The sequence below is a fragment of the Pseudomonas sp. GW456-E7 genome (assembly GCF_059424105.1).
In genome coordinates this window covers 86540-105238 of the sequence record NZ_JBWKZB010000021.1, presented here as the reverse complement: position 1 = coordinate 105238, position 18699 = coordinate 86540, and the positions used below count along the sequence as shown (strand labels likewise).

Sequence of the window (18699 nt, the reverse complement as noted above, 5' to 3'; positions counted from 1 at the left end):
CGCGAAGGCGGTGTGTCAGTCGACTGATTTTTGACTGATACACCGCCTTCGCGAGCAAGCCCGCTCCCACATTTGATTTATGTTGGCTGTTATTACGCAGTGGCTTTCAGGCCAGCCAGCAGCAACCGCTGATACAAATCCTCCTTCAGCCCCTCCGGATTGGCCAGCTGCATGCGTTCCAGATGCTCCGGGAACGCTGCTGCCTCCGGCGCATCCAGCGCTGCCTTGCCCAACTCCAGCACCTCGCTCAGCTTGAACTTGCTCTTGAGCCAGTTCAGCGCCCGCAACACATCTCGCTCGACCTCGGTGAAATCACACCCCAGCGGATACTCTGGAAAAAGCCGCGGATGCCGCGCCTGGATCTCCTGCAACCGCTGCGGAGTGTTATCGGTAAAGCGCGGCTCTAGTCGGAAGTCCTTGGGCAATTTGCCGACCTTCTGCGCCTGTTCAATCAATCCCGACTGAAAACGCGAGTCGCTGATATTGAGCAAAGCCTCGATCACTGCCGCATCGGTTTTGCCACGAAGATCGGCGATGCCATATTCGGTGACCACCATGTCCCGCAAGTGCCGGGGAATCGTGCAGTGGCCATACTCCCAGACGATGTTCGAGCTGACATCACCGCCAGACTCACGCCAGCTACGCAGCAGCAACACCGAGCGCGCGCCTTGCAGCGCATGACCCTGAACCACGAAGTTGTATTGCCCGCCTACGCCGCTGAGCACACGTCCGTCTTCGAGCTGATCCGCCACCGCGGCACCGAGCAAGGTCACAGTGAACGCGGTGTTGATGAACCGTGCATCCAGGCGCTGCAAGCGCTTGAGTTCTTCCTGGCCGTAGAGCTCGTTGATGTAGCTGATGCGGGTCATGTTGAATTCGAGCCGCTTGTTTTGTGGCAACTCGCGCAAGCGTTCGTAGTAGCTGCGCGGACCGAGGAAGAAACCGCCGTGCACCGAGATGCCATCGGTTTGCGCTGCCTCGTCGAGGGTGCCGGCATTCGCTTGCTGCTGGGTCGCCACGTCCGGATAAACCTTGCGCCGCACAATTCCGGCATCGGCCAGTACCAACAAGCCGTTGACGAACATTTCGCTACAGCCATACAGGCCTTTGGCGAAGGGTTCGATGCCGCCCTCGCGTTCGATCAGTTGCGCCCAGTGGCTGAGGTTTACGTCGGCCAGCAACGTCTTGTAAGCGTCGTTGTCCGCTTGCCGCGCCAGTAGCGCCGCCGTCAGCGCATCGCCCATGGAGCCGATGCCGATCTGCAAGGTGCCACCGTCACGCACCAGGGTGCTGGCATGCAAGCCGATGAAATGGTCCTGGCACCCCACCGGCATGTTCGGCGTGGAAAACAGCGTGGTGTGGTCTTTCTCATCGATCAGCAGGTCGAAGGTGTCGATGCCGAGCTCCGCATCGCCGGGCATGTAAGGCAGATCGTTGTGCACCTGGCCGACCATCAGGATGGTTTCTCCGGCGGCGCGGCGCTTGGCGATCATCGGCAACAGGTCGAGGGTGATGTCGGGGTTGCAGCTCAGGCTCAAGCGGTCGGGATGCTCGGCATGGCTGGCCACCAGTTGCGCCACCAGGTTCAACCCGGCGGCGTTGATGTCCCGCGCCGCATGGCTGTAGTTGCTGCTGACGTAATCCTGCTGCGCCGTGGCACTGTTGAGCAGGCTACCGGGCTGCATGAAAAACTGCTGGATGTGGATGTTGCCCGGGAGCTGATCGCGACGCAGGTCGGCGAGGAAATCCAGCTCCGGATAATCGCCGAAAACCCGTTCGATAAAGGGTTCGAGGAAGCGCTTTTGCAATCCGTCACCCAAGGGCGGGCGGCCCAGGCACAACGCGGTGTAGATCGTCAGCCGCCGCTTGGGCAACTGTGCGATTCGTCGATACAGCGCGTTGACGAAGTGATTGGGTTTACCCAACCCCAGAGGCAAGCCCATGTGGATATGCGCCGGCAACCTTGCCAGGACGTCATCGACTGCCTGTTCGATAGAGCACAGCTGAACCATCGGATCCTCCCTCACGTTCCATGACTTGGGCCTGGACCGAGCTTGCCGGGTCTTTGCTGCAATGAACAGCCTGTATGGGCCAATCGACCGACACAAAACCTTGTAGGAGCTGCCGCAGGCTGCGATCTTTTGATGTTGATCTTAAAAAGATCGCAGCCTGCGGCAGCTCCTACAGGGAACAGACAGGCACAAAAAAGCCGCTCGAAAGCGGCTTTCTGGCAGCAAGACCCAGGCTTATTTCAAGCCGGACATCTTCTGGATGGCGCCTTTGAGGTCGGCGTCTGCACAATCGGCGCAGGTGCCTTTTGGCGGCATCGCGTTGATACCGGAGATCGCTTTGGCAAGCAGGCCGTCAACACCACCTTCTTTCTTGGCGCGCTCGCCCCAAGCGGCAGCATCACCGATTTTCGGCGCGCCCAACAGGCCTGAACCGTGGCAAGCGTTGCAATGTTTTGCAATCACTTCATCCGGAGTTTTTGCACCACCCCCGCCGCCGGCGGAAGCGGCCACTTCCATGCCCTTGCACTCTTTACCCTGAACACAGACCTGGCCGACTGGCTCAAGGCGTTTGGCGATATCGTCGTTGGTCGCAGCCTGAGCGCTGACACTGACAGCCCATAGGGCCAGTACGGTTGCTGGTGCAGCCAGCATTTTCATAATTAGGTTCACGCGTTCACCCTCAATGGTGGCTAGTCACGCCTACGGCCACGGTTCGCAGGCGGGCGCAAGTATAGCGGTAAGCCCGCCGCACTGAAACAACCCCAAAGTCGTAAGGGTCTTAGGCTGCAGCGGAAAAACGGCCCGGGCGCCTCTGCGATGCTGGCAGGACGCCTCTTTTCTTAGAAATTCGCCGGCGTGGCTGCGCTGATTAGTCGCGCAGGCGCATCGAACGGATTCCGGAAACGGTGTGGCTTGGTACTTTCAAAGTAGTAGCTATCGCCGGCTTCGAGGACAAAAGTTTCGAGACCGACCACCAGTTCCAGTTTTCCTTCGACCAGGATGCCGGTTTCCTCGCCCTCATGGGTGAGCATCTCGTCACCGGTGTCGGCGCCTGGCGGATAGATTTCATTGAGGAATGCGATAGCCCGGCTCGGGTGCGCCCGGCCGACCAGTTTCATGGTCACGGCGCCATCGGAAATATCGATCAGCTCGTTGGCCTTGTAGACGATCTGGGTCGGCTTTTCCTGCAGGATTTCTTCGGAAAAGAACTCGACCATGGACATGGGAATCCCGCCCAACACCTTGCGTAACGAACTGATCGAAGGGCTCACGCTGTTCTTTTCGATCATCGAAATGGTGCTGTTGGTGACACCCGCCCGTTTGGCGAGCTCACGCTGGGAAAGGCCTTTGAGCCTACGGATGGATTGCAGTCGTTCACCGACGTCCAAAGCTTGCGCCTCCAGGATTCAAAATTGTTGGAATAGTGGACGTTATCATGGCGACAGCGTTCAGTATTTACAACACCTTGACCTGAATCCTGCTCAGCGAGGCGACTTCCGGTCTGGAGCCTTGCGCACTAAGCCCCGGAATAGAGCAGTGGCACCCGGCGCAGGTTGCAGAAAATCTGGTACGGAATCGTCCCAGCGGCCATGGCCACGTCGCTGGCGAGGATGTTTTTGCCCCACAATTCGACGGTCGAACCGAGACCGGCCTGCGGCACATCGGTCAGGTCGATGCAGAGCATGTCCATCGACACCCGGCCGATCAACTGGCTGCGCTGCCCGGCAACCAGCACGGGGGTGCCTGTCGGTGCCAGACGCGGGTAGCCGTCGGCGTACCCCATGGCCACCACACCAATGCGCATCGGTTTGGGCGTGATGAACCTGGCGCCGTAACCGACTGGCTCGCCAGCCGGCAGTTCGCGGACACTGATGACTTTCGATTCCAGGGTCATCACGGGTTGCAGCCGCGACGCCACTTCATTGGCCTCTTCGAACGGCGTGGCGCCATAGAGCATGATGCCGGGACGTACCCAATCGCTCGGAATCTGCGGCCAACCGAGCACCGCCGGCGAGTTGCGCAGGCTGATCTCGGCGGACAAGCCCTTGCGCGCCGCTTCAAATACCGCCACCTGATCGGCACTGGCCTGTTCGTGCAGTTCATCGGCACGCGCAAAGTGGCTCATCAGCACTATCTTCGCGACCTTGCCGCTGGCCAGCAGCCGTTGATAGGCCGCCTGATAATCCGCCGGGTGCAGCCCCACGCGGTGCATGCCCGAATCGAGCTTCAGCCACACGGTGATCGGCTTGCTCAACGCCGCTTTCTCGATGGCTTCGAGTTGCCACAGCGAATGCACCACGCACCAGAAATCATGCTCGACGATCAGCGCTAGCTCATCGGCTTCAAAAAAACCTTCCAGCAGCAGGACCGGCGCACGAATGCCCGCCGCCCGCAGCTCCAGCGCCTCTTCGATGCAGGCCACGGCAAACCCGTCCGCCTCGGCTTCCAGCGCCTGGGCGCAACGCACCGCGCCATGGCCATAGGCATCGGCCTTGATCACCGCGAGGGCTTTGGCCCCCGTGAGCTCACGGGCGATTCGGTAGTTGTTGCGCAGGGCTTGAAGGTCGATCAGGGCACGGGCAGGACGCATGGCGGCACACTTCTGGTCGGGTTATCGGGAAGAAAAACCGGTGCTGGCTGACAGCGTGAACCACCAACAGCACCGGGAGAGGGATCTTTTCTGACAGGCTTATGGCAGAGCGGCTACAACCGACAGCTCGACCAGGATTTCCGGTTCACACAATTTCGCTTCAACGGTGGCACGGGCCGGGGCGACGCCTTTTGGCAGCCAGTTGTCCCACACCGCGTTCATGCCTTCGAAGTGCGCATCGATGTCTTTTAGGTAAATCGTCACCGACAGCAGGTTGTGCTTGTCGGTGCCGGCCAGATCGAGCAAACGCTCGATGTTGGCGAGGGTTTCACGGGTCTGCTGTTCAATCCCGGCGTTCATGTCGTCGCCTACCTGTCCGGCCAGGTAAACCGTGCCGTTATGGGTGACGATCTGACTCATGCGCTCATTGGTGAGCTGGCGCTGGACTGACATGCTTTGCAGACTCCTGGGTTTTGTTGCCATAACGGGAAATATCGAGGCCTTCGGCGCTGATCTGCGGCTTTTTCTTCGCCATCAGGTCAGCCAGCAAACGGCCGGAGCCACAGGCCATGGTCCAGCCGAGCGTGCCGTGACCGGTGTTCAGGAACAGGTTCTTGAACGGGGTGGCGCCAACGATCGGCGTGCCATCCGGAGTGGTCGGACGCAGGCCGGTCCAGAAATCGGCTTGGGCCAGATCGCCGCCCTGAGGATAAAGGTCGTTGACGATCATCTCCAGGGTTTCGCGGCGACGCGGGTTAAGCGACAGGTCAAAACCGGCAATCTCGGCCATGCCGCCGACGCGGATGCGGTTGTCGAAACGGGTGATCGCGACCTTGTAGGTCTCGTCGAGAATGGTCGAGGTCGGGGCCATCGCCGAGTTGGTGATCGGCACAGTCAGGGAGTAGCCCTTGAGCGGGTACACCGGCGCCTTGATCCCCAGCGGCTTGAGCAGTTGCGGCGAGTAGCTGCCGAGGGCCAGCACGTAGCGGTCGGCGGTTTCCAGCTTGCCGTCGATCCATACGCCATTGATGCGGTCACCGGCGAAGTCGAGGCGCTGAATGTCCTGGCCGAAACGGAATTGCACACCGAGGTTCGCGGCCATTTCTGCGAGCTTGGTGGTGAACATCTGGCAATCGCCAGTCTGGTCGTTCGGCAGGCGCAGGGCACCGGCGAGGATGTCAGTCACGCTGGCCAGCGCCGGCTCAACGCGGGCAATGCCTTCACGGTCGAGCAATTCGAACGGCACACCGGACTCTTTCAGCACGGCGATGTCTTTCGCGGCGCCGTCCAGTTGAGCCTGGGTGCGGAACAGTTGGGTGGTGCCGAGGCTGCGGCCTTCGTAGGCGATGCCGGTTTCGGCGCGTAGTTCATCGAGGCAGTCACGGCTGTACTCGGACAGGCGGACCATGCGCTCCTTGTTCACTGCATAACGGCTGGCGGTGCAGTTGCGCAGCATCTGTGCCATCCACAGGTACTGGTCGATGTCGGCAGTGGCCTTGATTGCCAGGGGCGCGTGGCGCTGCAACAGCCACTTGATGGCCTTGAGCGGCACACCCGGTGCGGCCCACGGCGAGGCATAACCCGGCGAGACCTGCCCGGCGTTGGCGAAACTGGTCTCCATGGCAGCAGCCGGCTGCCGGTCGACGACCACCACTTCAAACCCGGCACGGGCCAGATAATAAGCACTGGTGGTACCGATGACGCCGCTGCCCAAGACCATGACGCGCATTTTCATATCCCTCATCGCGGCTAACCGCTGACGTTTGTTGTTCAGAGCTTTAGATGCGCGCAGTGTAAAAAAGATTTGCCAGTGCTTTTCACTATATAAGCGCCTATATTTGGCGACAATTCTCGGCAAAAACCCTTTTCACGGAGGCGCATCCCCTATGCGTACCAACACTCAGACCAAACGTGAGCTGGACAAGATCGACCGCAACATCCTGCGGATCCTGCAAGCGGACGGGCGGATTTCCTTTACCGAGCTTGGGGAAAAGGTCGGGCTCTCGACCACGCCCTGTACTGAGCGGGTCCGGCGTCTGGAGCGCGAGGGGATCATCATGGGCTACAACGCCAGGCTGAATCCGCAACACCTGAAGGGTAGTCTGCTGGTGTTCGTCGAGATCAGCCTGGATTACAAATCCGGCGATACGTTCGAAGAGTTCCGACGTGCGGTGCTGAAACTGCCCCATGTACTGGAGTGTCATCTGGTGTCAGGGGATTTCGACTACCTGGTGAAGGCGCGGATTTCCGAGATGGCCTCGTACCGCAAATTGCTGGGCGACATCCTGCTCAAGCTGCCCCATGTGCGGGAATCCAAGAGCTATATCGTGATGGAAGAGGTGAAGGAGAGCCTGACGTTGCCGATTCCGGATTGAGATTGGCGGTGTCTGTTCAGCTGCTTTCGCGAGCAAGCCCGCTCCCACAGTTAATCCGTGTCGAACATAAACTTTGTGTTCACTGAAGATCCAATGTGGGAGCGGGCTTGCTCGCGAAGGCAGCGACTCGATCTATCTAGACCAACACCTGCCGTGTACTGGCCATATACTCGAACACCTGCTTCTCCACCCGCGGATGAATCAACTCCACCGGCCCGCGCCCATTGGGGCACGGCAAGGTCTTGGTGGTACCGAACAACCGGCAGATCAGCGGCCGTTCGTCATACACCGTGCAGCCATTGGGCCCCAGATGCACACAGTTGAGTGCTTCCATGGCGGCATCCTGCTCGGCGCGCGTCTTGCGCGGCAGGCGCGACATTTCTTCCGGCGAGGTGGTCACCGGCCCGCAGCAGTCATGGCAGCCGGGCACGCACTCGAATGAGGGAATCTGTTGGCGCAATGTGCGGATTGTCTGGCTGTTGCAGCTCATTGCAGCGGTGACCCAAAGCGGAATAGAGCGCGATTCTGACGCAAAAGCCCCGATCCAGACAGTACCAGCCGACCAATGTTGCCCGTCCGGGAACGTCCGGCTTATGCTCCGTCAAATTTACTAAACGCAAGAATCAGGAACACGCACATGACCCCCCGTGCTCAACAGCCTGCTCTGAACCACGCCGCGTCCTACTACGCCGCCACCTGCCTGCCGCAGCCCGAACTTCCGGTGCTCAAAGGCGAAGTGCTGGCCGATGTCTGCGTGGTGGGCGGTGGTTTTTCGGGGTTGAACACGGCGCTTGAGCTGGCCGAACGCGGGTTCAGCGTGGTGTTGCTTGAGGCCCACAGAATGGGTTGGGGCGCCAGTGGACGCAATGGTGGGCAGCTGATTCGCGGCGTCGGCCACGGCCTTGATCAGTTCACCAACGTCATCGGTGCCGAAGGCGTGCGGCAAATGAAACTCATGGGCCTGGAAGCCGTGGAAATCGTCCGGCAACGGGTCGAGCAGTTCCAGATCCCCTGCGACCTGACCTGGGGTTACTGCGACCTCGCCAACAAGCCCCGCGACCTTGAAGGGTTCGCCGAGGATGCCGAAGAACTGCGCAGCCTCGGATATCGCTACGAGACCCGCTTGTTGCAAGCCAATGAGATGCACACGGTGGTCGGCTCCACACGGTACGTCGGCGGCCTGATCGATATGGGCTCGGGGCACCTGCACCCACTGAACCTGGTTTTGGGTGAAGCGGCGGCGGCGCAACAACTGGGGGTCCGACTGTTCGAACGGTCGGCCGTGACCCGCATCGACTATGGCCCCGAGGTCAAGGTCCATACCGCCGAGGGCTCGGTGCGCGCCAAGACCCTGGTGCTGGGCTGCAACGCCTACCTCAACAACCTCAATCCGGAACTCAGCGGTAAAGTCCTGCCCGCCGGCAGCTACATCATCGCCACCGAACCACTGAGCGAAGAACAGGCCCACGCCCTGCTGCCGCAGAACATGGCGGTCTGTGACCAACGGGTGGCGCTGGACTACTACCGGCTCTCGGCGGACCGGCGCCTGTTGTTTGGCGGCGCTTGCCATTACTCCGGCCGCGACCCGAAAGACATCGCCGCGTACATGCGTCCGAAAATGCTCAAGGTTTTCCCGCAGTTGAGCGCAGTGAAGATCGATTACCAATGGGGCGGCATGATCGGCATCGGCGCCAACCGCCTGCCGCAGATCGGCCGGCTCAAGGACCAGCCGAATGTGTATTACGCCCAGGCTTATTCCGGTCATGGCGTGAATGCCACGCACCTGGCCGGCAAGCTGCTGGCCGAAGCCATCAGCGGCCAGCACAGCGGCGGCTTCGATCTGTTCGCCCAAGTGCCGCACATCACCTTCCCCGGCGGCAAGCATTTGCGCTCGCCGTTGCTGGCGCTGGGGATGTTGTGGCATCGGCTTAAAGAATTGGTTTAATCGCCCGCTGTGGGAGCTGCCGCAGGCTGCGATCTTTTGACTTTGCCTTTTTAAAAAACAAGATCAAAAGATCGCAGCCTGCGGCAGCTCCTATAGGGGACGGTTACTGTCTCCAGAAGGGTTTTAGCCCCTCCTCCCGCGCCTGCTCCCGCGTCAGCCCGATGTCCTTGAGCTGGTCGGGGGTCAGCGCCAGCAACGCCTTGCGCGTGTGCAGCCGACGCCAGAACTGGTCCCAACGACTCAGGCCGGACGACGCAGTGTGCATGCCCGCCTCCCGCGCGCCGTTGTTCTGCCCTGTCGCCAGTTCCTGACTGTGTAACGTCAGCCGCACATCGCTCAAACCGTTCATCTTGGATGCTCCTGTTTACTTGGGTAGCCAGAGGTTCCATGATGCGCGGGCGGGTAAAAGCATTACAGATTCAAAGCGGCTGTATTAACTCCATACAGTTTTGCCGATTCCGCCACTGAATCCCGATTTTTCGTCTGATCTGTACTGGTTAACCGAATCATCCCTATCGAGGCTGCACCATGACCCTTTACGTCAACCTGGCCGAATTGCTCGGCACGCGTATCGAGCAGGGCTTCTATCGCCCCGGTGACCGGCTGCCCTCGGTACGGGCGCTGAGCGTCGAGCACGGCGTCAGCCTGAGCACGGTGCAGCAGGCCTATCGGGTGCTGGAAGACAGCGGGCTGGCCACGCCGCGTCCCAAGTCCGGGTACTTCGTCCCGGCCAGCCGCGAACTGCCGGATTTGCCGGCAGTCGGCCGCCCGGCCCAACGGCCGGTGGACATCTCCCAATGGGATCAGGTGCTGGAGTTGATTCGCGCCGTGCCGCGCAAAGACGTGGTGCAACTGGGCCGCGGTATGCCGGACATCACCAGTCCAACCATGAAGCCACTGTTGCGCGACCTGGCACGGATCAGCCGGCGGCAGGACAAGCCCGGTCTGTATTACGACAACATCCACGGCAACCTCGAACTGCGCGAACAGATCGCCCGCCTGATGCTCGATTCCGGCTGCCAGTTGGGCGCCAGCGAGCTGGTAGTGACCACCGGTTGCCACGAAGCGCTGTCCACCAGCATTCGGGCGATCTGCGAACCGGGAGACATTGTGGCGGTGGACTCGCCGAGCTTTCACGGTGCGATGCAGACCCTCAAGGGCCTGGGCATGAAGGCCCTGGAAATCCCCACCGATCCACTGACCGGCATCAGCCTCGAAGCGCTGGAACTGGCCCTGGAGCAGTGGCCAATCAAGGTCATACAGTTGACCCCCAACTGCAACAACCCGTTGGGCTACATCATGCCCGAGTCGCGCAAACGCGCGTTGTTGACGCTTGCGCAGCGGTTTGACGTGGCGATCATCGAGGACGATGTGTATGGCGAACTGGCCTACACCTATCCACGTCCGCGTACGATCAAGTCCTTCGATGAGGACGGTCGCGTCCTGTTGTGCAGTTCGTTTTCCAAGTCCCTGGCCCCGGGCCTGCGCATCGGCTGGGTCGCGCCCGGCCGCTATCTGGAACGGGTGCTGCACATGAAATACATCAGCACCGGCTCTACCGCGCCGCAACCGCAGATCGCCATCGCCGAATTTCTCAAGGGCGGCCATTTCGAACCGCATTTGCGGCGGATGCGCACGCAATACCAGCGCAATCGCGACATGATGATTGATTGGGTAACCCGCTACTTCCCGGCCGGCACCCGCGCCAGTCGCCCGCAAGGCAGCTTCATGCTGTGGGTCGAACTGCCGGAAGGCTTCGACACCCTGAAACTGAATCGCGCCTTGCACGACCAAGGCGTACAGATTGCCGTGGGCAGTATTTTTTCCGCCTCGGGCAAGTACCGCAATTGCCTGCGCATGAACTACGCTGCCAAACCAACACCGCAGATCGAAGACGCGGTTCGCAAGGTCGGTGCGACAGCGATCAAACTCCTGGCGGACACCGATCAGCTCAGCGACTGACTTTTATTGGTGAATCAGCGTCCATATGCCTGACTATGCCGCCAAACGGAACGACCCTACGTGAGAGTCAGACAGCCCCTGCTTGCTCTTGTGCTACTCGCCGCGTTCCTAGGCGGTTGCGCCAGCCTCGACGTACAGCGTGTACCGAGCCAGGCGCTGCCGGCTTCAGACTCCGCATTCGGCCGCTCGGTCCAGGCACAGGCCGCGCCTTACAAGGGACAATCGGGCTTCCGCCTGCTATCGGACAGCACCGAGGCCTTCACCGCCCGCGCCGAACTGATCCGCAATGCCCAAAGCAGCCTCGATTTGCAGTATTACATCGTGCACGACGGCATCAGCACGCGCATGTTGATCGAGGAGTTGCTCAAGGCCGCCGACCGAGGCGTGCGGGTGCGGGTACTGCTTGATGACACGACCAGCGACGGCCTGGACCGCGTCATTGCCACCCTCGCCGCGCACCCGCAGATCCAGATCCGCGTGTTCAATCCGCTGAATCTGGGCCGCAGTACGGGGGTGACACGTACCGCTGGCCGACTGCTCAACCTGTCGCAACAGCATCGACGCATGCATAACAAGTTGTGGCTGGCCGACAGCAGCATGGCCATCGTCGGCGGGCGAAACCTGGGGGATGAGTATTACGATGCCGAGCCCAACATGAATTTCACTGACATCGACTTGCTCGGTGTCGGCCCGGTTGCCGAGCAACTCGGGCACAGTTTCGACCAATACTGGAACAGCGCCCTGAGCAAGCCGATCGACGAATTCCTGTCGAGCAAACCCACCTCCCGCGACCTGGAAAACACCCGCACCCGACTGGAAGAGTCCCTGGCGGAAACCCGCAAACAGAATCATGCGCTCTACAAACACTTGATGACCTTCGCCACCCATCCGCGCCTGGACATCTGGCGCCGCGAACTGATCTGGGCCTGGAACCAGGCATTGTGGGATGCACCGAGCAAGGTACTGGCCAAGGGCGAGCCCGATCCGCAGTTGCTGCTGACCACACAATTGGCGCCTGAACTCGACGGTGTCCGCAAAGAGCTGATCATGATTTCGGCTTATTTCGTGCCTGGCCAACCGGGGCTGGTGTACCTGACCGGGCGCGCCGATGCCGGCGTTTCGGTGCGTTTGCTGACCAATTCACTGGAAGCCACGGACGTTCCCGCGGTTCACGGCGGATACGCACCCTATCGCAGGGCATTGCTGGAACACGGCGTAAAGCTGTACGAATTGCGTCGCCAACCTGGCGAGGAAGGCGGCAGCGGTAGCGGGCCGCATCTGTTTTCCAGCAGCGCCTATCGCGGCTCTGATTCCAGCCTGCACAGCAAGGCGATGATCTTCGACCAGCAGAAATCCTTTATCGGCTCGTTCAATTTCGATCCGCGCTCAGTGCTGTGGAACACCGAGGTCGGCGTGCTGGTGGACAGCCCGGAATTGGCTGCACGGGTCCGCGAACTGGCGCTGCAGGGCATGGCGCCAGCCCTGAGCTATCAAGTGGAGCTGGAGAACGGTCAGATTGTCTGGAGCACAGAAGACGACGGGAAAATGCACACCCTGACCAAGGAGCCAGGGAGCTGGTGGCGTCGTTTCAATGCGTGGCTGAGCAATACGGTTGGGCTGGAGCGGATGTTGTAGCCTCTTCAAAAGGTCGCAACCCTGTAGGAGCTGCCGAAGGCTGCGATCTTTTGATCTAAGCCGGCTGAACCGCACCAAACGCCCCTTGCCGCGACACTACGATCAACACGCCCAAGGCCCCGACCGCCATCAGCAACGGCAACGCATGACCGCTGATCCACTGGCTGCCGGCGCCCGCCAGCAGCGGCCCGACCAGACAACCGATGCCCCACAGCTGTGCGATGTGCGCGTTGGCCCGCACCAGCGCATCGTCGCGATAACGCTCGCCGATGAGGATCAGTGACAAGGTGAACAAACCGCCGGCACTGGCGCCAAACAAGACCCACAGCGGCCAGATCAGCAGCGTATCGATCAGCATCGGAATTGCCAGGCTCGACACCAGCAAGACGACGGCGCAGCCAGTAAACAACGCCCGGCGCGACAAGCGATCGGCCAACGCACCAATCGGCAATTGCAGCACCGCATCGCCGACCACCACCGTACTGACCATCGCCAGGGCAATCTCCGTGGTGAAGCCCTGGCGCAGGCAATAGACCGGCAACAGAGTCAGAATCATCGCCTCGAACGCGGCGAACAGCGACACCGCCCAGGCAATCGCCGGCAGGCCACGACAGAAAGCGAGCAAATCACTCAAGGTCACGCTGCTGGCTTCGCTGCTCGGTGCACCACTGCGGCCCAGCAACAGGAACGGAGCCGCCATCAGCAAACCGACACCTACCCAAAAGCCATAATCGTGTTCGGTACCGAGAAAGCCCAGCAACACCGGGCCGGCCAGCTGACTCAGCGCATAGCTGCTGCCATACAGCGCCACCAGCCGCCCGCGCCACTCCTCGACCACCAATTGATTGATCCAGCTTTCACCGATGATGAATACGAGGGTCAGGATCACCCCGATCATCAACCGCAGCACCAACCAGACCGGATAACTCGGCAACAGCGCCAGCAATCCGATCGAAACCGCCCCGGCCCACAGGCACAGGCGCATCAGATTGGCCGTGCCGAATCGCGCCGCCAGATGGCTGGAGATTTTCGCCCCCAACAGGACGCCGATGGCCGGCATCGCAGCCATGACGCCAATGGCAAACGAGCCATAGCCCCAGCTTTCCAGGCGAAACGACACCAGCGGCATGCTGACGCCCAGAGCCAGGCCGACACTCAGGACAGATGCCAATACGGCGAAATAAGTCGCCCAACGCATGTTCCACGCTCCTGTGGATTTATTGTTTTTACAGACAACACAAAACACTGTGGGAGCGAGCTTGCTCGCGATACCGGTACAACATTCAACATTTTCGTCGACTGTCACACCGCTATCGCGAGCAAGCTCGCTCCCACAGGGGATCTGTGTCGCTTAGGGAGGCCGGTTCTACAACTGGCCTCCCTTAACGGCTTACAACTTGATCCAGGTCGCCTTCAGTTCGGTGTACTTGTCGAACGCATGCAGGGACTTGTCACGACCGTTGCCGGATTGCTTGAAGCCACCGAACGGAGCGGTCATGTCGCCGCCATCGTACTGGTTGACCCACACGCTACCGGCACGCAGTGCGCGGGCGGTGAGGTGAGCCTTGGAAATGTCGGCAGTCCAGACCGCAGCGGCCAGGCCGTACGGCGTGTCGTTGGCAATCGCGATGGCTTCTTCGGCGCTGTCGAATGCGATGACCGACAGTACCGGGCCGAAGATTTCTTCCTGGGCGATTTTCATCGCATTGCTCACGCCGTCGAAAATCGTCGGTTCGACGTAAGTGCCGCCAGTTTCCTGGAGGGTACGCTTGCCACCGGCCACCAGCTTGGCGCCGTCGGCATGGCCGGACTCGATGTAGGACAGCACGGTGTTCATCTGCTGGGTATCGACCAGCGCGCCAACATTGGTCTCCGGATCCAGCGGGTTGCCCGGCTTCCAGGTTTTCAGCGCCTCGATCACCAGCGGCAGGAATTTATCCTTGATCGAACGCTCCACCAGCAGACGCGAACCGGCGGTGCAGACTTCGCCCTGGTTGAAGGCGATGGCGCCAGCAGCGGCTTCGGCAGCTTCCTGCAGGTTCGGCGCATCGGCGAAGACGATGTTCGGGCTCTTGCCGCCGGCTTCGAGCCAGACACGCTTCATGTTCGACTCGCCGGAGTAGATCAGCAGTTGCTTGGCGATTTTGGTTGAGCCGGTGAATACCAGGGTGTCGACGTCGTTGTGCAGGGCCAGAGCCTTGCCGACGGTGTGGCCGTAACCTGGCAGCACGTTCAACACGCCTTTCGGAATGCCGGCTTCGACGGCCAGAGCGGCGATGCGAATGGCAGTCAGCGGCGATTTTTCCGACGGTTTGAGGATCACCGAGTTACCGGTGGACAGCGCAGGACCCAGTTTCCAGCACGCCATCATCAGCGGGAAGTTCCACGGCACGATGGCCCCGACCACGCCGACCGGCTCACGGGTCACCAGACCCAATTGATCGTGCGGGGTGGCGGCGACTTCGTCGTAGATCTTGTCGATGGCTTCGCCGCTCCAGCTCAGGGCTTGCGCCGCGCCAGGGACGTCGATGTACAGGGAGTCGCTGATCGGCTTGCCCATGTCCAGGGTTTCAAGCAGCGCCAGCTCTTCGGCGTGCTGTTTGAGCAGGCCGGCGAAACGGATCATGGTGGCTTTGCGCTTGGTCGGCGCCAGGCGCGACCAGACACCGGAATTGAACGTGGCGCGGGCGTTTTCCACGGCGCGCTGGGCATCGGCGGCGTCACAGCTGGCAATCCTGCCCAGCAGACGGCCATCGACCGGGCTGATGCACTCGAAGGTCTCGGCGGAAACGGCGTCGGTGTATTCGCCATTGATATAGGCGCGGCCTTCGATTTTCAGATCGCGGGCACGTTGTTCCCAGTCGGCACGGGTCAGGGTGGTCATGCGAGTGTCCTCCTCTTATTGATACGACACCCGCGTTCTTCGCGGGCGCTGTCAGGAATTCTGCCCGGCCAGCCTGCTTTTCGGCCCAAGGCATCCACCACCCTAAACCAGCCGCACATGAAGTTTCAATATATTTGACATAACGCCGGCAAACGGCCTTGCGATGTTCATTTTAATAAACATAGACTTTGGGCTCATCAACCAACCGCGCCGCAATCACGGGGAGATAACAACAATGAACATCCAGAACGTCGTCGACTTCAGCCAGGCCACCACCGCCGCCGAGCGCTACCGCCCGGACCCGACCAAAGTGCTCAAGGGCGACCCGGAACAAGCGGTGTACAACCACTACAACAGCCCTTGTGGTCAGTTGAATGCGGGTGTGTGGGAAGGTGAAGTCGGACAGTGGACGGTGAATTTCACCGAGCACGAGTACTGTGAGATCCAACAGGGAGTTTCAGTGCTGCGTGACAACGACGGCAATGCCAAGACCCTGCGCGCAGGCGATCGCTTTGTGATCCCGGCAGGTTTTCGCGGCACCTGGGAAGTGCTGGAGCCGTGCCGCAAGATCTACGTGGCGTTTGAACAGAAGGCCTGAAGAATATCGCTGTCCGGGTCGACGCTATCGCGAGCAAGCTCGCTCCCACAGGGATCTGTGGTGACCACAAAACCTGTGGGAGCGAGCCTGCTCGCGAAGGGGCCCTGACAGGCACTGCATAATCCACAGACAACAAAAAAGGCCCGTATCTCGCGATACGGGCCTTTTTCGTAAGAGAGAAAAATCAATTACTTGATTTTGCCTTCTTTGTAGATCACGTGCTTGCGAACAACCGGATCATATTTCTTGATCTCGATTTTGTCCGGGGTAGTACGCTTGTTCTTGTCGGTAGTGTAGAAGTGACCAGTACCGGCGCTCGAAATCAAACGAATCAATTCACGCATGATTAGCTCCCTTAAACCTTGCCATCGCGGCGAAGTTCGGCCAGCACGACAGTGATGCCACGCTTGTCGATGATACGCATGCCTTTGGCAGATACGCGCAGACGCACAAAACGTTTCTCTTCTTCAACCCAGAAGCGGTGATGCTGCAGGTTCGGCAGGAAACGACGACGGGTTTTGTTGTTTGCGTGGGAAATGTTATTCCCGGTTACCGGACCCTTACCGGTAACTTGACATACTCTAGACATGCCTCAGCCCTCTAAAACCACATGCCCAACCCGGCATGGGTTGGCCGCTTAATCTCTCAGTCATTTGGCGCCAGGCGCCGCGTTTCTTTAGAGGTCTTACCGGCTACACCTACAGTGAAGGAACCGGGCCCCTAGAAAAGAGCGCTGCTTTATACCAGAAAGACTGGAGAGCAACAACATTCAGTGTGCGTTGAATTCACAAAATCCCCGTTTTCCGGGCTCCGAGCGCTTTGGACAAAGGCTATCGCCGATGGCGACCGCTCGTCGCAGAGAATCGGGCATTGGGCCAATCAAGGGGGTTTCTCAACCGCTGCACAGCAAAACAGTCGCCTATAGTCCTCTCAAAATGAAAAAGGGGATAGTCATTTGCAAAAGACCCCACTAGGGTAAGTCTTTTCCAGACTGCACTTGCAGATGGGCCTTCGATCTGTAAAGGAAGCCGACCATGCGCCTCGCTGCCCTACCGCTGTTGCTCGCCCCGCTTCTGCTGAGCCCACAAGCCTTTGCCGCCGCCCTGAGCGTCTGCACCGAGGCCAGCCCTGAAGGGTTCGATGTGGTGCAGTACAACTCGTTGACCACCACCAACGCCTCGGCCGATGTGCTGATGAACCGCCTGGTGGATTTCGACACGGCCAGTGGCAAAGTGGTCGCCAGTCTCGCCGACAGCTGGGAGGTCAGCCCCGACGGCCTGATCTACGTCTTCAAGTTGCACCCGCAGGTAAAATTCCATCGCACCGAGTACTTCACCCCAACGCGCGACCTGAACGCCGAGGACGTGATTTTCAGCTTCGACCGCATGCTCGACCCGGCCAATGCGTGGCACAAAGTCGCCCAGAGCGGCTTCCCGCATGCGCAATCGATGCAGTTGCCGGCGCTGATCAAGAAAATCGACGCCCTCGACCCACAGACCGTGCGTTTCACCCTCGACCACGCGGACTCGACCTTCCTGGCGACCCTGAGCATGGGCTTCGCCTCGATCTATTCGGCCGAATACGCCGACAAGCTGATGAAGGCCGGCACGCCTGAAAAACTCAACAGCCAGCCAATCGGCACGGGGCCGTTCGTGTTCACGCGCTTCCAGAAGGATGCTTCGGTTCGCTATAAAGCCAACCCCGACTACTTCGCCGGCAAACCCTCTGTCGATCCGCTGATCTTTGCCATCACACCGGACGCCAACGTCCGCTTGCAGAAATTGCGTCGCAATGAATGCCAGATCGCCCTGTCGCCCAAGCCCCTTGACGTACAGGAAGCGCTGAAAGAGCCGACCCTGAAAGTCGAAAAGACTGACGCGTTCATGACCGCATTCGTCGGCATCAACAGCCAGCATCCACCGCTGGACAAGCCAGAAGTGCGTCAGGCCATCAACCTTGCCTTCGACAAGGCCAATTACATCAAAGCCGTGTTCGAAGACACCGCCGAAGCGGCCAATGGTCCGTACCCGCCGAACACCTGGAGCTATGCGAAAAGCCTTCCGGGGTATCCGCATGACGTCGAGAAGGCCAAGGCGCTGATGGCCAAGGCCGGGTTCAAGGAAGGCTTCCAGACCACCATCTGGACCCGCCCTTCCGGCAGCCTCCTCAACCCCAACCCGAGCCTCGGCGCTCAACTGCTCCAGTCTGACCTGGCGGAAATCGGCATCCAGGCCGAAATCCGGGTGATCGAATGGGGCGAGCTGATCCGCCGCGCCAAGGCCGGTGAACACGACCTGCTGTTCATGGGCTGGGCCGGTGACAACGGCGATCCGGACAACTTCCTCACGCCGCAGTTTTCCTGCGCCGCGGTCAAGTCAGGCACCAACTTCGCCCGCTATTGCAATGCGGACCTGGACAAGCTGATCAGCGCCGGCAAGACCACCGGCGAGCAGGGCGTACGCACCAAGCTCTACGAACAGGCGCAGGCGCAGATCCAGCAACAGGCGCTGTGGTTGCCCCTGGCCCACCCGACGGCCTTCGCGCTGACGCGCAAGGATGTCGAGGGGTATTCGGTCAGCCCGTTCGGGCGGCAGGACTATTCCAAGGTCAATCTCAAATAATCCGCCCCACTACAAAACCCTGTGGGAGCGGGCTTGCTCGCGAAGAGGGAGTGTCAGTCGCCATCAATGCTGACTGA

Annotated in this window: 18 protein-coding genes; 6 read left to right on the top strand and 12 right to left on the bottom strand. The window is 60.2% G+C overall.

The window, feature by feature from the left end; translation table 11 throughout:
• Window positions 1-92: 92 nt before the first annotated feature.
• From AC07YV_RS15605 to dadA, 6 genes are all read right to left on the bottom strand, one after another.
• Window positions 93-2012, bottom strand: coding sequence for an acetyl-CoA hydrolase/transferase C-terminal domain-containing protein (locus AC07YV_RS15605; protein WP_102700088.1), 1920 nt, complete (start codon window positions 2010-2012; stop codon window positions 93-95).
• Window positions 2013-2246: 234 nt separating this feature from the next.
• The gene (locus tag AC07YV_RS15600) at window positions 2247-2669 is read right to left on the bottom strand and encodes a c-type cytochrome (protein ID WP_102700089.1); all 423 of its coding nucleotides are present in this window, start codon (window positions 2667-2669) and stop codon (window positions 2247-2249) included.
• Window positions 2670-2851: 182 nt separating this feature from the next.
• Window positions 2852-3400 (bottom strand): cupin domain-containing protein, encoded by a 549-nt coding sequence (locus AC07YV_RS15595; protein WP_007975150.1) that lies wholly within the window; start codon window positions 3398-3400, stop codon window positions 2852-2854.
• A gap of 128 nt (window positions 3401-3528) precedes the next feature.
• Entirely contained in the window at window positions 3529-4602 is a 1074-nt protein-coding gene (gene alr / locus AC07YV_RS15590) for an alanine racemase (RefSeq protein ID WP_102700090.1), read from the bottom strand.
• A gap of 99 nt (window positions 4603-4701) precedes the next feature.
• A complete protein-coding gene (locus AC07YV_RS15585; RefSeq protein ID WP_007975152.1) occupies window positions 4702-5055 on the bottom strand; it encodes a RidA family protein in 354 nt (117 codons plus the stop codon).
• Window positions 5027-6331 (bottom strand): D-amino acid dehydrogenase, encoded by a 1305-nt coding sequence (gene dadA / locus AC07YV_RS15580; RefSeq protein ID WP_095964443.1) that lies wholly within the window; start codon window positions 6329-6331, stop codon window positions 5027-5029. The genes AC07YV_RS15585 and dadA overlap by 29 nt, the downstream gene beginning before the upstream one ends.
• A 157-nt stretch (window positions 6332-6488) precedes the next feature.
• Here dadA and AC07YV_RS15575 point away from each other — a divergent pair, with 157 nt between their 5' ends.
• Window positions 6489-6977, top strand: a complete 489-nt coding sequence (locus tag AC07YV_RS15575; protein WP_007975155.1) for an Lrp/AsnC ligand binding domain-containing protein — start codon at window positions 6489-6491, stop codon at window positions 6975-6977.
• Between the two features lie 136 nt (window positions 6978-7113).
• Here AC07YV_RS15575 and AC07YV_RS15570 read toward each other — a convergent pair whose 3' ends face one another.
• Entirely contained in the window at window positions 7114-7467 is a 354-nt protein-coding gene (locus AC07YV_RS15570) for a YkgJ family cysteine cluster protein (protein WP_102700091.1), read from the bottom strand.
• 147 nt (window positions 7468-7614) lie between these two features.
• Here AC07YV_RS15570 and AC07YV_RS15565 point away from each other — a divergent pair, with 147 nt between their 5' ends.
• Window positions 7615-8922, top strand: a complete 1308-nt coding sequence (locus AC07YV_RS15565) for an NAD(P)/FAD-dependent oxidoreductase (RefSeq protein WP_102700092.1) — start codon at window positions 7615-7617, stop codon at window positions 8920-8922.
• 103 nt (window positions 8923-9025) lie between these two features.
• Here the strand turns inward: AC07YV_RS15565 and AC07YV_RS15560 are convergent, their stop codons facing one another.
• Window positions 9026-9271 (bottom strand): DUF1127 domain-containing protein, encoded by a 246-nt coding sequence (locus AC07YV_RS15560; protein WP_102700093.1) that lies wholly within the window; start codon window positions 9269-9271, stop codon window positions 9026-9028.
• Between the two features lie 179 nt (window positions 9272-9450).
• On the opposite strand from AC07YV_RS15560, the gene AC07YV_RS15555 reads away from it, so the two are divergent.
• The gene (locus AC07YV_RS15555; RefSeq protein WP_102700094.1) at window positions 9451-10884 is read left to right on the top strand and encodes an aminotransferase-like domain-containing protein; all 1434 of its coding nucleotides are present in this window, start codon (window positions 9451-9453) and stop codon (window positions 10882-10884) included.
• A gap of 60 nt (window positions 10885-10944) precedes the next feature.
• Entirely contained in the window at window positions 10945-12519 is a 1575-nt protein-coding gene (locus tag AC07YV_RS15550) for a phospholipase D family protein (protein WP_102700095.1), read from the top strand.
• Between the two features lie 55 nt (window positions 12520-12574).
• Here the strand turns inward: AC07YV_RS15550 and AC07YV_RS15545 are convergent, their stop codons facing one another.
• Window positions 12575-13717 (bottom strand): MFS transporter, encoded by a 1143-nt coding sequence (locus AC07YV_RS15545; RefSeq protein WP_102673749.1) that lies wholly within the window; start codon window positions 13715-13717, stop codon window positions 12575-12577.
• A gap of 192 nt (window positions 13718-13909) precedes the next feature.
• Window positions 13910-15403, bottom strand: a complete 1494-nt coding sequence (locus AC07YV_RS15540; protein ID WP_007975163.1) for an aldehyde dehydrogenase — start codon at window positions 15401-15403, stop codon at window positions 13910-13912.
• 235 nt (window positions 15404-15638) lie between these two features.
• Between AC07YV_RS15540 and AC07YV_RS15535 the strand changes: the two genes are divergently transcribed.
• Complete coding sequence (locus tag AC07YV_RS15535) at window positions 15639-16001, top strand: cupin domain-containing protein (protein ID WP_102700096.1); 363 nt, start codon at window positions 15639-15641, stop codon at window positions 15999-16001.
• Window positions 16002-16189: 188 nt separating this feature from the next.
• Here AC07YV_RS15535 and rpmG read toward each other — a convergent pair whose 3' ends face one another.
• Window positions 16190-16345: a 50S ribosomal protein L33 gene (gene rpmG / locus AC07YV_RS15530; RefSeq protein WP_003177274.1), complete on the bottom strand. Its 156-nt coding sequence runs from the start codon at window positions 16343-16345 to the stop codon at window positions 16190-16192.
• 11 nt (window positions 16346-16356) lie between these two features.
• Entirely contained in the window at window positions 16357-16590 is a 234-nt protein-coding gene (gene rpmB, locus AC07YV_RS15525) for a 50S ribosomal protein L28 (RefSeq protein ID WP_007975166.1), read from the bottom strand.
• A gap of 445 nt (window positions 16591-17035) precedes the next feature.
• Between rpmB and AC07YV_RS15520 the strand changes: the two genes are divergently transcribed.
• Window positions 17036-18622: an ABC transporter substrate-binding protein gene (locus tag AC07YV_RS15520; protein WP_102700097.1), complete on the top strand. Its 1587-nt coding sequence runs from the start codon at window positions 17036-17038 to the stop codon at window positions 18620-18622.
• Window positions 18623-18699: the final 77 nt, after the last annotated feature.